Here is a 13067-nt window from a genome sequence, read left to right as displayed (position 1 = left end):
GTCAAGGTTGTACAGCTAGTCTCGAACCGTGCGCGCAAGCAGGTTGGTGCAGCTTCTGCTGCTGTTGCAGACCCGGGGCCAGACCACCGCGGCCGAGCTGGCCGAGCATCTGGAGGTGTCGGTGCGCACGATCTACCGGGATGTCGAGGCGTTGTCGGCGGCCGGGGTTCCGGTGTACAGCGAGCCGGGCCGGGCGGGCGGGGTCCGGCTGGTTGACGGCTACCGCACCCGGCTGACCGGCCTCACCACCGAGGAAGCCGACGCCGTACTGCTCGCCGGTTTGCCGCAGGCCGCCGCCGACCTCGGCCTGGGCACCGTAGTCGCCACCGCGCAACTGAAAATGCTGGCCGCACTGCCACCGGAACTACGTGGTCGCGCCACCCGCATCGCCGAACGCGTGCACGTCGATATGCCAGGCTGGTTCCACCGCCCCGACCGGACCCCGGCGCTGGCCACCGTCGCCGACTCCCTGTGGCACGACCGCAGGATCGATATCCGCTACCAGCGCGCAGACCGGGAAGTGCACCGGCTGCTCGACCCGCTCGGACTGGTCCTCAAAGGCGGCACTTGGTATCTCATCGCGCGGGAGAAAACCGCGGTGCGCTCGTATCGGGTGAGCCGTATCCTGTCTGCCGAACCCACCGGCGAAACTTTCACCCGCCCAGCCGATTTCGACCTCGTCACCCACTGGGGCACCGCCAAAGAGGACTTCGCCCGTTCCATGCTGCGCGTCCAAGCCCGCTGCCGCGTCGCCGTCTCTCACCTGAGCAGACTGCGACTGATGAACGAACCGGCCGCGGTCGAGGACGCCTTGGCCACCGCCACCCCACCCGATCCCGAAGGATGGGTCGAACTGACCATCCGCTCCGAATCGTTCGACGTCCTCGCCAGCGCTCTGCTCCCGCTGGGTGAGTACGCGGAAGTGCTGGAACCACCGGAATTGCGCGCATCCCTCACCGCAACCGCCGCCGCCATGCATGCCCGGTATCAGCGGCGCACCTGACACAGCTACACATTTACCGTCACGTGCGCAAGGGCGGCTTCCACCCGGTCCTGATCGACCGCCTCGTCCTGCCCCGCCTGCTGTGCCGCCCTCGAGTTCGGCTGCTCGCGCTCAACACGGGCTCTGCTGCTGTGCCGCACCGCCTTCGGCACGCACCTTCGAGTACCGACCGATGCCGACGACCGGAGATCGCGGTAGCCGGGCCGAACGGTCACTTCCAGTCGAGCACCGGCGCCATGGCCGCCATGGAAACTCTCACGGGAACCAATCGCATCGCTGCATTGCGCGCGAGCACTGCGGGCTTCGACGACCACCTGGCCACAGCCCCCAGCCGATGGGCCCGGTCGGCGATCATCCGGGTGCGCGGGCGACGTTGCCGGTCGTAACTGTCGAGGGCGGTATCACCATTGCCGGCCAGACGGGCCAGCACGATTGCATCCTCCATCGCCTGGCAGGCCCCCTGGCCGAGGTCGGGTGACATGGCGTGCGCGGCGTCGCCGAGCAGCGCGATCCGCCCGCGGACGAAGGTCGGCAGCGCCGGGAGTTCGTATACGTCGTGCCGCAGCACCGTACTGTCCGAGGCGGCAGCAAGCAGCCGTGGGATCGGCTTGTGCCATTGTCCGAAGCGGCGATGCAGTTCGGAGAGGCCGGCGTCGTGGCCGCCTGCGGGGACGGCCGCGCTGCCGAAGCAGTAGGCACGGCCATCGGCGAGCGGCATATATCCGAAACGCTCACCGTGACCCCAGGTTTCGCCGCCCTCGTAGAGCTGTACCGGCGCGGTCACCAGTCGCCATGCGGTATAGCCGGTGTAGCGGGGCGCGACCGAGCCACAGACTGCCCGGCGGGTCACACTGTTGATACCGTCCGCGCCGACCACCAGATCCGCACTGCTGACACCTTTCGCATGCATCACTGTCCCGTCAGGTCGGACCTCGGTGACCGCGATATCGGTCCGCACGACGGATTCGGGAAGCGCCGCGCGCAGCAGGTCGAGCAGATCGGCGCGGTGCAGCACGATCGGGCTGCCATATCTGGCGCCGACCGCCGCCACGTCGAGGCGGACCAAGCGCCGCCCCTGTTCATCGCGGATTCCGGCGGAGACGTCGTCGACAGCTCGCGCTCGCACGGCCGCGCCGAGCCCGATCTCGTCGAGCGCGCGAACAGCGTTGGGCCACAGCGATATGCCCGCACCGACCGCCGTGAGTTCCGGCGCCCGTTCCAGCACCTGCACCGACCAGCCCCGGCGCAACAAGGCAATGGCGGCGGTGAGGCCGCCGATTCCAGCGCCGACAACAACCGCTTCGGACATGTTCTCCTCCGATTTCGCGAGCCCATCCACAGACACTACACCTGTAGTGTAGTAACTACTTTTGTAGTGGGTTGCTGGTGTAGATTCCCGATGTGCCGACGAAACGCGAACTGATCCTCGACGCCGCGATCGAACTTCTCGGCAGCCGTGGCCCGCGAGCCCTCACTCACCGCGCTGTCGACGAAACCGCCGGAATGCCGCCCGGATCCACATCGAACTACACCCGCACCAGGACCGCCCTGCTGTCCGCGGTCGCCGAACGCCTGGAGGAACACGACTACGCGGATTGGGCGTTGCTCAGCCGTTTCCCTCGCCCGACCACGCGAGCCCAACTCGTCGACGGTATGGCCCGATACGTCGTGCATGCGGTCACCACCGACCGCGCCCGGACCCTGGCTCGATATGCTTTGGTACTCGAGGCCGGAAACACACCTGCGGCGCACGAATCCGTGCTGCGCGGGCACATGCGATTGATCGCATGGTCGGGCGAGCTACTGGCCGGGCTCGGTGGCGACGAGACGGCGACCACGGCGCTGGTCGACTACCTGGACGGGGTGATCATGCACCAGCTGCTGATCCGCCGGGAGCCCGACTTCGATCCGCGGCCGATGCTGGACCGGATCGTGTCGTCTGCGCTCGACGGTCGCGACGGCTGACCACACGGGCCTGCTGTCCCGAGTCCGGGCACCACTCAGCCCGAGTTGCGCAATGCGGTGGCCAGTCCGTTCATAGTCAGCAGGATGCCGCGTTTCACCAGTTCGGAGTCGTCGCCGGAGCGCAGGCGGCGCAGGAGTTCCACCTGCATCTGGTTCAGCGGTTCCAGGTAGGGGAAGCGGTTGTGGATGGACTCGGCCAGCGACGGGTTGTCGGCGAGTAGGTGATCGTTGCCGGTGATGGCGGCATGCATGGCGACGGTGCGGGCGTGTTCGGCACAGATCATGCCGAAGATGTGATCGCGCAACTGCGTATCGTCGACGAGTTCGGCGTAGCGGGCGGCGATGGCGAGGTCGCTTTTCGCCATCACCTGCGCCAGATTCGACAACACTGTGCGGAAGAACGGCCAGCGGCGGTACAGATCCGACAGTATTGCCAGACGCTCCGGGTCGCCGCCGATCCAGTCCTCGAGGGCGGTGCCGGTGCCGTACCAGCCGGGCAGCATCACCCTGGCCTGGCTCCAAGCCATCACCCAGGGAATAGCGCGCAGGTCGGCAACAGAATTCGTGGGTTTGCGGGAGGCGGGCCTGCTGCCGATATTCAGGTCGCCCACTTCGGCGACGGGGGTGGACTGGCGGAAATACTCGACGAAACCAGGGGTTTCGTGCACCAGACGGGCATAGGCGGCGCGGGCGCGAGCGGCGAGATCGTCCATGATCGCGTAGGACGGTTCGGCGTCGGCACCCAAACCCTCCACATCGAGCAGAGTGGATTCCACGGTGCCCGCGATGAGGGATTCCAGGTTGCGGTGCGCGGAACCGGGTTCGGCGTATTTGGCGGCGATCACCTCCCCCTGTTCGGTGAGCCGCAGCGACCCCCGCACCGCGCCGGCGGGCTGGGCGAGGATGGCGTCGTAGCTGCGGCCGCCGCCACGGCCGACCGTACCACCGCGGCCATGGAACAACCGCAAGCGGATCCCGGTTTTGCGCGCGAGCTCAACCAGATCGAGTTCGGCCTGGTACAGCGCCCAGTTCGCGGCCAGATATCCGCCGTCTTTGTTCGAGTCGGAATACCCGAGCATCACCTCCTGCTGCATCCCCCGGGAGGCGATCAGGTTCCGATACACCGGGACCCCCAGTGCCGCGGCCAAGGTCGCTGCGCCCGCGTCCAGATCCTCGATGGTTTCGAACAGCGGCACGATGCCCACCGGACAGGTGGGCTCGGCATCCGCTGCGCCCGGTTCGAGCAGGCCGCCTTCTTTCAGCAACAACGCTGCCTCGAGCATATCGCTGACCGAAGTGCACATACTGATGATGTAGTTCGGTACCGCATCGGCTCCCAACGTGTCGATGGCATCCTTGGCAGCGGCGATGACACCGAGTTCTTTGGTGGCGAGTTCGCTCAGCTGAGCGTGCGGGCCCAGCAGGGGACGGCGGGTGCGCAGTTCGGCGGTCAACAATTCGACGCGCTCGGATTCGGGCAGGCTCCGGTAATCCTCGTGCACCCCCGCCCACGCCAGCAGTTCGGCCACCACCTGTTCGTGTATTTCGGAGTTCTGCCGCATATCCAGGCCCTGCAAATGGAACCCGAACGTTTCCACGGCGTGCCGCAGAGCGGCGAGCCGATCGTCGGCGAGCAGGCCGTCACCCGAGGTCCGCAACGCGGCGTCCACGGTGTCCAGGTCGTCGAGGAAAGCCTGCGGGGTGGGATAGGCCGGGAAACCGCTGTCGATATCGCCGGCCAGGGCAGCGTCGAGACCGTCCGGCAACTGACCGACCCCGAGGCGGGCGGCCACTCCGCCCGACAGGGAACGTGGCGTGGCCGAACCGGTCCCGGCCCCCCGGTCACGCTCACCGGCGGCAACGCCGAGAGCGCCGGTGACCAGCGCATATTTTGCGGTGGCGGTCACCCGGGCGCGGATGCCGTGTATCGCGCGACGATACGGTTCGTCGGCGTAGGAATCAGGGTCGGGATATCCGGCGGCGGCCAGGGCTGCGAGCCCGGGTGTCACCGCAACCAGCCGCGCCGACTGCGACAACCGCTTCTCCAATTCCACCAGGTCGCGCAGATATCGCCCGAACGCCACCCCGGCCGCCTGCCGCGCCGCGGTCCGCACCACCTCTGACGTCACATACGGATTGCCGTCGCGGTCGCCGCCGATCCAGGAACCCGGCCGCAGGATCGGCCGCGGCAGCAGCCCGGCATCGGGCCAGCGGGACTGCAATGCCGCACGCACCTGCGCATTGATCGCCGGGATCACATCGAGCAGCGTCAGCTCGTAGTAGCGCAGCCCGACCGCGATCTCGTCTTGAATCCGCAGCCGCGACAAACGAATCAGCGCCGTCCGCCAGAGCATCAGCACTTGACGGCGGATCTCCAGTTCCAGCGGCCCGCGCTCGCGTTCGGGGTAGCGTTGCCGCTGTCGCATCAGCTCGGTGATGCGTGTCTGGGTGTCGAAGACGGTGCGCCGCCGCGTCTCGGTCGGGTGCGCGGTGATCACCGGAGACACCAGCGCGTCGGTGAGCAGCTCGGCGACCCGATCCCCCGGCAGTCCCGCCGCGTCCAGTTTGCGATAGGTCGCGGCCAGCGACGAATCCTGCGGCGGTTCGCCCGCGCCTTCGTGCACGGCACGACGGCGGTCCCGTTGCAGGTCCTCGGCCAGGTTGGCCAGCAGGACGAAGTAGCCGAACGCCCGGATCAGCGGCAGCGCCACCGCGATGTCGACATCGGCGAGCAGTTCGGCGACCGCGCTGCGTCCCACCTCCTCACGGCGCACCCGGAACGCCTCGATCCGGGTCCGTTCGATCAAGTCGAACACCTCCGGACCCTCATGGTCGCGGATGGTGTCACCGAGCACGCCGCCGAGGAAACGGATGTCCTCGCGCAGCGGCCGGATGGCCTCATGCACGGTATCGGCCTGCGATTCACCCATGACCAGACAGTATTGCCGTTACCGGCGCCGCGGTAGGCGACGCCGCGCACAATCGTGTCGGGCGCTGGTCAGCTCGGCCACTGCGAGAAGCGCAGCTCATTACCCCACGGATCGCGGAAACCACAGTCACGCACCCCGTACGGCTGGTCGATCGGCTCCTGGGTGACCGCGACACCGGCGTCCCGCAGTCGCGCGAAGGTGTCGTCCACGGCGTCGGTGGTGAAGATCAACGTCCCCTGCGCCCCGCCGGCCAGCCGCGCCCGCGCCGCCTCCCGCATGGGCCCTTCCGGCGCTATCTCGGGCGTTTCGAGAATGAACTCGATCCCCGGCTGCCCCGCGGGCCCCACCGTTACCCAGCGCCACTCACCGAGCTCCATATCGGCGCGCACCTCCAAGCCGATCACATCCCGATAGAACTCCAGCGCCTGCTGCTGATCACCCACCAGCAATCCCACATGCGACAGCGCGAGATCTTTACCGTTGCTCATCGAATTCTCCTCTGTTGGTATCCGTTATCCGATTAGACACAGGCACACCGACAAATTCATCGGTCGAAGGGGTTGACGCCTCGGACAGAGATGGTTCAGCACGCAGTGCCGCCGAGGATGCCGAGCACCTCATCGGACAGGAAGAACGGTTCGAGTCGTTCCCGGATCAGCCCGGCGAGTACTCCGTCGCGTTTAGCGGCTTCGATGACGGCGGGACCGTAGCGCAGGATTTCGGCGGTGATGTCGTCGGCGGTGAGGCCGAGCTCCGGCAGCATCGCGGCCAGGGTGTAGTCGCCGTATTTGCTGTGGAAGACCTGCACGCATTCCTCGACCAGCAGGCCGAAGTACTCTTTTTCCCTGGTGGTGACCGCGATCTCGTAGCACAGCAGCACCAGATCACGCAGATCCTGCTGGGTGAGGTAATCCCGCAGACCGCTCACCGGTTCGTCGGCGTGCAGGTCCCAGAATTCCATTGCCGCGTCGTGCACGGGGGCGTCGCGCAGCATTTCCCGGATCGCGTTGTTGGTGCGGCGCAGCGCGAACAGTGCGCCCTTACCTGCCATATCGCCGAGGAAAGTGTTGTTGTCGGCGGCTTTGCGCGCCCGGCTGGCGGCCGACTGTCCCAGCGACATCAACGACGACATACCGGGGATCTTCTCGGCGCGTTCCCGGTTGGCCTGCATGAAATCGCTGAGCAGTTTGTCCACGAATTTCGCGGCCACGGTGGCCACCAGCGGACTTTCGGTGAGGCGGTCCAGGATGCGTTCCTGGGCCTGGTGCATGGCGAAGATCTTCTCCAGCAGCGCTTCCACCGGTTCGCGTTCGACCACTTCACCGAGGGTGTAGTCGTCGTTGCCTGCGATATTGTCGTAGATCGCGTCGGCGAACACCCCGACCATATCGGCGATCACCGGGCTGCCGCCGATCAAGTCCATCACAGTGGAGACGGTCTGCCCGGCCTGCTCGACGGGAGCCACTTCCCGGTATTCGATCGTGTCGGCGACCTGGAGCACCGCCGCCACATCGCGGGCGACGACATCGGCGAACCGGTCGCCGCTCACCTCACCCAGCAGGTACTCGACCTGCGCGTCGAGCAGCCGCTCCGCGATTCGCCGCGCATGCCCATGCGGCTCGGTCATGGAATCCACCCATCGTTACCGGCGCCGGGCCAGACCGTGGGCTCATTACGCGCGATCGTCACGCATCGACTTCCGTATCTGTTCCAGACGCTCACGCGCTGCTCTTTCGCGCGCCTCGAATTGTTCCTCGGCGCTGCGGCCCGCCGGGGACTGCCGGTCCAGTTCGCCCATGCCCTGGGACGTGCCGAAGCGCTGTTCGAGCTTATCCCGAACTGACTCGAAAGTAGGTACTCCACCTGAGGTGTACCCACCCACCCCGGCCGCGGTATCGGCCGATGCTTCCGATATCACACCGTGCCCGCCCCCGAGCTGAGGCACAACCGCATCGGGCCCGAGGTCGCGATAGCCGGAATCATTCGCAGTGCCGGGGGACACACCGCTGTCGGGCGCTCCCGCTCCCCGCTCGGCGAGCAGCCGGGTCAGCACCTCGTACACCGGCTCCAGCGCCGGACGTCCCGCGGTCACCACGCTCAGCACGGCCAGCAGTTGATCATCGGATAACGCCGCGAGGCGGGTAGCGAGCACAGCAGGATCGTCTTCGCGAGGATCACTCATACCGCCAGGCTACGCAGCGCCTCGCGCGCCCGCTCAGCGCCGCAGGGCACTCGGTTCACAAAGGCGGCAGCAGCGCTGACGCACGGTATAACAGCGTGCGACCGGCATGCGATGTGCCATCGATACAGTCCTCGGCCGCCCGCACCGACCGGTCGAGGAAGGCCGGTGCGATACCACCGGTTCAGCAGAGACCGTTGTCTCGCGCCCAACCGGTGATGGTCGCGGTCCACTCCGTCATCGCCTGCGCGATGATGTCGTTGTGCCCAGCACCTGGATAGATGACGAGCTGTTTGGGTTCCGGGGCGGCGGCGTAGATGCGGTCCGCGTGGCTCAGCGGGATCAGTTCGTCGTTGTCGCCATGCATGAGCAGCAGCGGGGCGCGCAACGCACCGATGCGGCGCAGGGTCGGGTAGGCGTCGGGGATCAGCGGTGCGGGTAGGAACGGATACAGCGACCGCGCCACGGCGCGCAACCCGGTGAAGGTGGACATCAGGATCAGCCCGGCGGGCGGATGCACCACCGCGAGTTCGGTCATCACCGCGCCGCCCAGGGATTTCCCCAGGTAAAGCACCCTTTCCTCGGCGACTCCCGGCTGTTCGAGCAGCACCTTCCTTGCAGCGCGGGCATCCAGCGCCGTACCGGGTTCATCGGGTCTGCCGGTACTGCGACCGTAACCGCGGTAGTCGAAGGCGAGCACGTCGAACCCTGCCTCGGTCAGCAGCGCATAGATCGGGACCCGGTCGCCGATATTTCCGGCGTTGCCGTGACCGAACAGCACGTGACCGACCGAGCGCGGGGAGCGTAACCACCATGCGTGCAGTGTCTGCCCGTCGGCGGTCGGGATGGACAGGTCGGTGTAGTCCAGCCCGAGCGCCGACGGAGTCTGCTCGATCCGTCGTGTCGGCTGGTAGGTCAACGCGTGCATCACCGGGCGGGCCGGATGCCCCACCCGGCGATACCGTGCTCCCCGCGCAGGCATCGGTCAAGAACGCAGCACCGCGCCGACCGCGGCCGCTGCGGCGGACACCGCGGCGTCACGGGCCGCGCTGGCTTCATCTTCGGTGAGGGTGCGATCAGGCGCCCGGAACCGCAGCGCGTAGGTGAGGGATTTGCGGCCCTCCCCCGCCTGGGCGCCCTCGTACACGTCGAACAGCGCGATATCTTCGAGCAGTTCGCCGCCGCCTGCACGCAGCGCGGATTCGACCCGGGCCGCAGGCATCTCGCGGTCGACGCTCACCGACACGTCCTGCAGCACCGCCGGGAACGGGGAGATCGCGGGAACCGGGCGCGCTTCCCGCAGTGGCAGCGCGTCCAGCTCGAGTTCGAAGGCACAGGTGCGAGCAGGCAGGCCCGCCCGCTCCAGCACCGCCGGATGCAGTTCACCCGCGTATCCGACGACCACGTCATCGACCACCAGTTCCGCGCAGCGACCCGGATGCCACGGCAGGTACTTGCCTGGGCGCCGCCGGATGGTCACACCGGCGGCGTCGGCGACCACATCGGCGAGGGCGAACGCGTCGGCGGCTTCGGCCTGACGGCCCGGCCCCCACGGCCCGCGCGGCTCCCGGCGCCCGGTCAGCACCACCGCGACATGCTGCGGCTGCTCGGGCAGCGACGCCAGCAGTTTTGTGATCTGTTCGTCGGTCGGGCGGCGGTCCACCGGCAGCGGCGGCACCGGCTTGGTCTGCGGACCTGGCAGCACCACCTGTGCGATACCGTACAGCGCGAGGTCGCGGGCGCCGCGGGAGATATTGCGGGCGGCCACTTCCAGAAGTCCCGGCAGCAGGGTGGTTGCCAGCTCGGAGCGCTCGACGTCCAGCGGGTTGAGCACCCGGGTGGTGTGGCGGCGCGGATCGTCGGCGTCCAGACCCCACACGTCGAACACGCCTGCGGGCAGGAACACCGGCGGCGGCACCTCGACACACCCCGCGAACGCCAACGCCCGGCTCACCGCACGACGGCGACGCTGGATCGGGGTGAGCCCGCGGCCTGCGGGAGCGGCGGGCAGCACCAGCGGAATCCGGTCGAGCCCCTCCAGCCGCAGCACCTCCTCGACCAGATCGGCGGGCTGCACCAGATCGGGCCGCCAGCTCGGCGGAGTGACAACCAGCTGGCCGTGTCCGGTTTCGCTGACGCCGACCTCGACGACACACCCGATCTGGCTGAGCCTGCGCGCCGACGTCCCCGTCGGGTACACCACCCCGGCGACCCGGTCTGCCTGATCGATATCCATCCGGATCGCGGCGGGCGGTTCGGTCGGCACCCGCACATCGGTGAGCGCGGGTACCACGGTGCCGCCTGCGATCTCGGCCAGCAGGGCGGCCGCGCGGTCGAGGGCGGCGAGATTGATCTCCGGGTCGACCACCCGCTCGTAACGTTTACTCGCCTCCGACACCAGCTTGTGCCTGCGCGCGGTGCGGTAGACCAGCAGCGGATTCCAGGTCGCCGCCTCGAGCACCACATCGGTGGTGTCGGCGCCGACCTCGGTGCTCGCGCCGCCCATCACACCGGCCAGCGAGACGACACCGGAATCGTCGGCGATCACGACGTCTTCGGGGTCGAGCACTCGCTCGGTGTCGTCGAGGGTGCGCAGCTTCTCGCCCTGACGCGCCTGCCGCACCACCAGCTCACCGGACAGTGCCGCGGCGTCGAAAGCGTGCAACGGCTGGCCGAGTTCGAGCATCACGTAGTTGGTGACGTCCACCGCGGGCGAAATCGGCCGCACCCCGGCCAGCAGCAGCCTGCGCTGCAGCCACCACGGGCTCACCGCATTCGGGTCGACCCCGGTGACTCGGCGCACCGCGAAACGGGTGCACTGCGATTCCGGCTCCAGCCGCACCGGCCAGGCAGCGTCGGCGGCGGGGTCGGCGTCGGGCAGCGAACGCACCGCGGGGTCAGCGAATTCCAGGTCGAAACCGCAGGCCAGTTCGCGGGCCAGGCCACGCAACGAGAAGCAGTAGCCTCGGTCGGGGGTGATGTTGAGCTCGATGACGGTGTCGTCGAGGCCGAGCAGCTCATTGGCGTCGGCGCCCGGTTCGGCGCTACCCGGCTCCAGCACCAGGATGCCGGAGTGGTCCTTGCCGATACCGAGTTCGGCTACCGAGCAGATCATGCCGTTCGAGATGTGCCCGTAGGTTTTCCGCGACGAGATGGCGAAACCACCGGGCAGCACACCGCCGGGCAGAACCACGACCACCAGGTCGCCGACCGCGAAGTTGCGGGCGCCGCACACGATCTCCTGCAGTTCGGGTTCGCCGATATCGACCTTGCAGAAGCGGATGGGTTTCTTGAACTCGGTCAGCTCGGTGATCTCGGCGACCCGCCCCACCACCAGCGGTTTTTCGATCTCGCCGCCGACCCGCTCCAGCTTGTCGACCTCTTCGACCTCCAGCCCGACCCGGACGAAACCGGCGTCGAGCTCTTCCGGGGTCACCGACCAGTCAGGGGTGGTGCGCCGGATGATTTCGGTCAGCCAGGACTGCGCTACTCGCACTTGGGTTTTCGCTCTCTCGATCGAAGGGGGTCAGGACCGGACACCGAAGGGCAGCGTGAAACGCACGTCACCTTCGACCATGTCGCGCATATCGGGGATGCCGTTGCGGAACTGCAAGGTCCGCTCCAAGCCCATCCCGAACGCGAACCCGCTGTACACCTCGGGGTCGATACCGCTGGCGATCAGCACCTTCGGGTTCACCATGCCGCAACCGCCCCATTCGACCCAGCCCGCACCGCCCTTCTTGTCCGGGAACCACACGTCGACCTCGGCCGAGGGCTCGGTGAACGGGAAGTAGTTGGGGCGGATCCTGGTCCGGGTCTGCGGCCCGAACAGGGCACGCGCGAACGCCTCCAGGGTGCCGCGCAGATGGGCCATGGTCAGGCCCTTGTCCACCGCAAGCCCCTCGACCTGGGAGAACACCGGGGTGTGGGTGGCGTCGAGCTCGTCGGTGCGGAAGGTGCGGCCAGGACAGACCACATAGATCGGCAGCTCCCGCTCCAGCATCGAGCGCACCTGTACAGGGGAGGTGTGTGTGCGCAGCACCTGCCGGGAACCCTCCGGCGCGATATGGAAGGTGTCCTGCATGGTGCGGGCCGGATGGTCGGGCAGGAAGTTCAGGGCGTCGAAGTTGAAGTGCTCAGTTTCCACTTCGGGGCCTTCGGCGACCTCCCATCCCATCGCGACGAACACGTCGGCGACCTGTTCGGAGATGACGGTGATGGGATGCCGCGCCCCGATCGGTGCGCGACGGGCGGGCAGGGTCACGTCGATGGTCTCGGCGACCAGCACCGCGGCGTCGCGTTCGGCGAGCAGCACCTCGCGCCGCGACTCGAACGCCTCCGACACCCGCTTGCGGGCCACATTCACGCGTTTACCGGCATCGGCCTTCTGCGCTTTCGGCAGCGAACCCAGCGCCCGCTGGGCCAGCGCCAGCGGCGCCTTGCCGCCGAGATGCTCGGTTTTCGCGACCGCGAGCGCGTCCAGGTCAGCAGCAGCGGCGAATGCCTTCTCAGCGGCCGCCGCGGCCGCGGCCAGCGCCTCCTCGGTCAGTTCGGGATGCTGTCCGTCGCCGGTCTGCGCGACTGCCTCGTTGTCGTCGGCCACGATCTTTCGTCTCTCCCCTGGGGATCGGTTGGCGGGCCCGGCTGGCTGCCTGCCCCGTATTCCATATTGCTGCTGGTCGAATCGTATTCGATGCGTTGCGAGCGGTTCATCCGGATTACCCGGCGGTGTGTCCTCATGTCCTCGGCTATGACCGGGACCGCCATGTCCGCGGCCGTCGCGACCACGAGAGGGGGCCGTGGAGCCGGTAGAGTCCCCGGGGATGAGGAACGCTCCCACTCGTACCGCCGTGCTCCCCGGAGACCGCACGCTCCCACGCGCCGTGTGGCTGCTACCGCTGCTGGCCGCGGTGTTCACCACGCTGTGCCTGACGGTGCCGCTGGGGCCGTTCCAGCAGATCTCCCGCGGATATATCGACCTCGAGGTGTA

Annotated in this window: 10 protein-coding genes; 2 read left to right on the top strand and 8 right to left on the bottom strand. The window is 67.8% G+C overall.

The window, feature by feature from the left end; translation table 11 throughout:
• The first annotated feature begins 28 nt into the window (after positions 1 to 28).
• Positions 29 to 1003: a helix-turn-helix transcriptional regulator gene (locus B0T44_RS19880; RefSeq protein WP_077120007.1), complete on the top strand. Its 975-nt coding sequence runs from the start codon at positions 29 to 31 to the stop codon at positions 1001 to 1003.
• A 211-nt stretch (positions 1004 to 1214) separates the two neighbouring features.
• On the opposite strand, the gene B0T44_RS19875 is transcribed toward B0T44_RS19880, so the two are convergent.
• Positions 1215 to 2348: an FAD-dependent monooxygenase gene (locus B0T44_RS19875; protein WP_254854232.1), complete on the bottom strand. Its 1134-nt coding sequence runs from the start codon at positions 2346 to 2348 to the stop codon at positions 1215 to 1217.
• Between the two features lie 56 nt (positions 2349 to 2404).
• Between B0T44_RS19875 and B0T44_RS19870 the strand changes: the two genes are divergently transcribed.
• Positions 2405 to 2968: a TetR/AcrR family transcriptional regulator gene (locus B0T44_RS19870; RefSeq protein WP_077120002.1), complete on the top strand. Its 564-nt coding sequence runs from the start codon at positions 2405 to 2407 to the stop codon at positions 2966 to 2968.
• A gap of 35 nt (positions 2969 to 3003) precedes the next feature.
• On the opposite strand, the gene ppc is transcribed toward B0T44_RS19870, so the two are convergent.
• The 7 genes from ppc to pheS form a co-directional block, all read right to left on the bottom strand.
• The gene (gene ppc / locus B0T44_RS19865; protein ID WP_077119999.1) at positions 3004 to 5898 is read right to left on the bottom strand and encodes a phosphoenolpyruvate carboxylase; all 2895 of its coding nucleotides are present in this window, start codon (positions 5896 to 5898) and stop codon (positions 3004 to 3006) included.
• A 68-nt stretch (positions 5899 to 5966) separates the two neighbouring features.
• Positions 5967 to 6386, bottom strand: a complete 420-nt coding sequence (locus B0T44_RS19860) for a VOC family protein (RefSeq protein ID WP_077119997.1) — start codon at positions 6384 to 6386, stop codon at positions 5967 to 5969.
• A gap of 95 nt (positions 6387 to 6481) precedes the next feature.
• Entirely contained in the window at positions 6482 to 7525 is a 1044-nt protein-coding gene (locus tag B0T44_RS19855) for a hypothetical protein (RefSeq protein ID WP_077119994.1), read from the bottom strand.
• 45 nt (positions 7526 to 7570) lie between these two features.
• Positions 7571 to 8080 carry a hypothetical protein gene (locus B0T44_RS28190; protein ID WP_245839570.1) on the bottom strand — a complete coding sequence of 170 codons (510 nt, stop codon included), beginning with the start codon at positions 8078 to 8080 and terminating at the stop codon, positions 7571 to 7573.
• Positions 8081 to 8261: 181 nt separating this feature from the next.
• Entirely contained in the window at positions 8262 to 9059 is a 798-nt protein-coding gene (locus tag B0T44_RS19845) for an alpha/beta hydrolase (RefSeq protein ID WP_245839568.1), read from the bottom strand.
• Positions 9060 to 9062: 3 nt separating this feature from the next.
• Positions 9063 to 11573 carry a phenylalanine--tRNA ligase subunit beta gene (pheT, locus tag B0T44_RS19840; protein WP_077119991.1) on the bottom strand — a complete coding sequence of 837 codons (2511 nt, stop codon included), beginning with the start codon at positions 11571 to 11573 and terminating at the stop codon, positions 9063 to 9065.
• A 30-nt stretch (positions 11574 to 11603) separates the two neighbouring features.
• Positions 11604 to 12680: a phenylalanine--tRNA ligase subunit alpha gene (gene pheS / locus B0T44_RS19835; protein ID WP_077119989.1), complete on the bottom strand. Its 1077-nt coding sequence runs from the start codon at positions 12678 to 12680 to the stop codon at positions 11604 to 11606.
• Positions 12681 to 13067: the final 387 nt, after the last annotated feature.

The sequence above is a fragment of the Nocardia donostiensis genome (genome assembly GCF_002081715.1).
Lineage (GTDB): Bacteria > Actinomycetota > Actinomycetes > Mycobacteriales > Mycobacteriaceae > Nocardia > Nocardia donostiensis.
This window is presented reverse-complemented; position numbering and strand designations above follow the sequence as displayed.

What these genes read in the sequence shown, in the direction of transcription:
- ppc (WP_077119999.1), bottom strand. Translation starts at nt 5,898, where the DNA reads ATGGGTGAATCGCAGGCCGATACCGTGCATGAGGCCATCCGGCCGCTG.
- B0T44_RS19860 (WP_077119997.1), bottom strand. Translation starts at nt 6,386, where the DNA reads ATGAGCAACGGTAAAGATCTCGCGCTGTCGCATGTGGGATTGCTGGTG.
- B0T44_RS19855 (WP_077119994.1), bottom strand. Translation starts at nt 7,525, where the DNA reads ATGACCGAGCCGCATGGGCATGCGCGGCGAATCGCGGAGCGGCTGCTC.
- B0T44_RS28190 (WP_245839570.1), bottom strand. Translation starts at nt 8,080, where the DNA reads ATGAGTGATCCTCGCGAAGACGATCCTGCTGTGCTCGCTACCCGCCTC.
- B0T44_RS19845 (WP_245839568.1), bottom strand. Translation starts at nt 9,059, where the DNA reads ATGCCTGCGCGGGGAGCACGGTATCGCCGGGTGGGGCATCCGGCCCGC.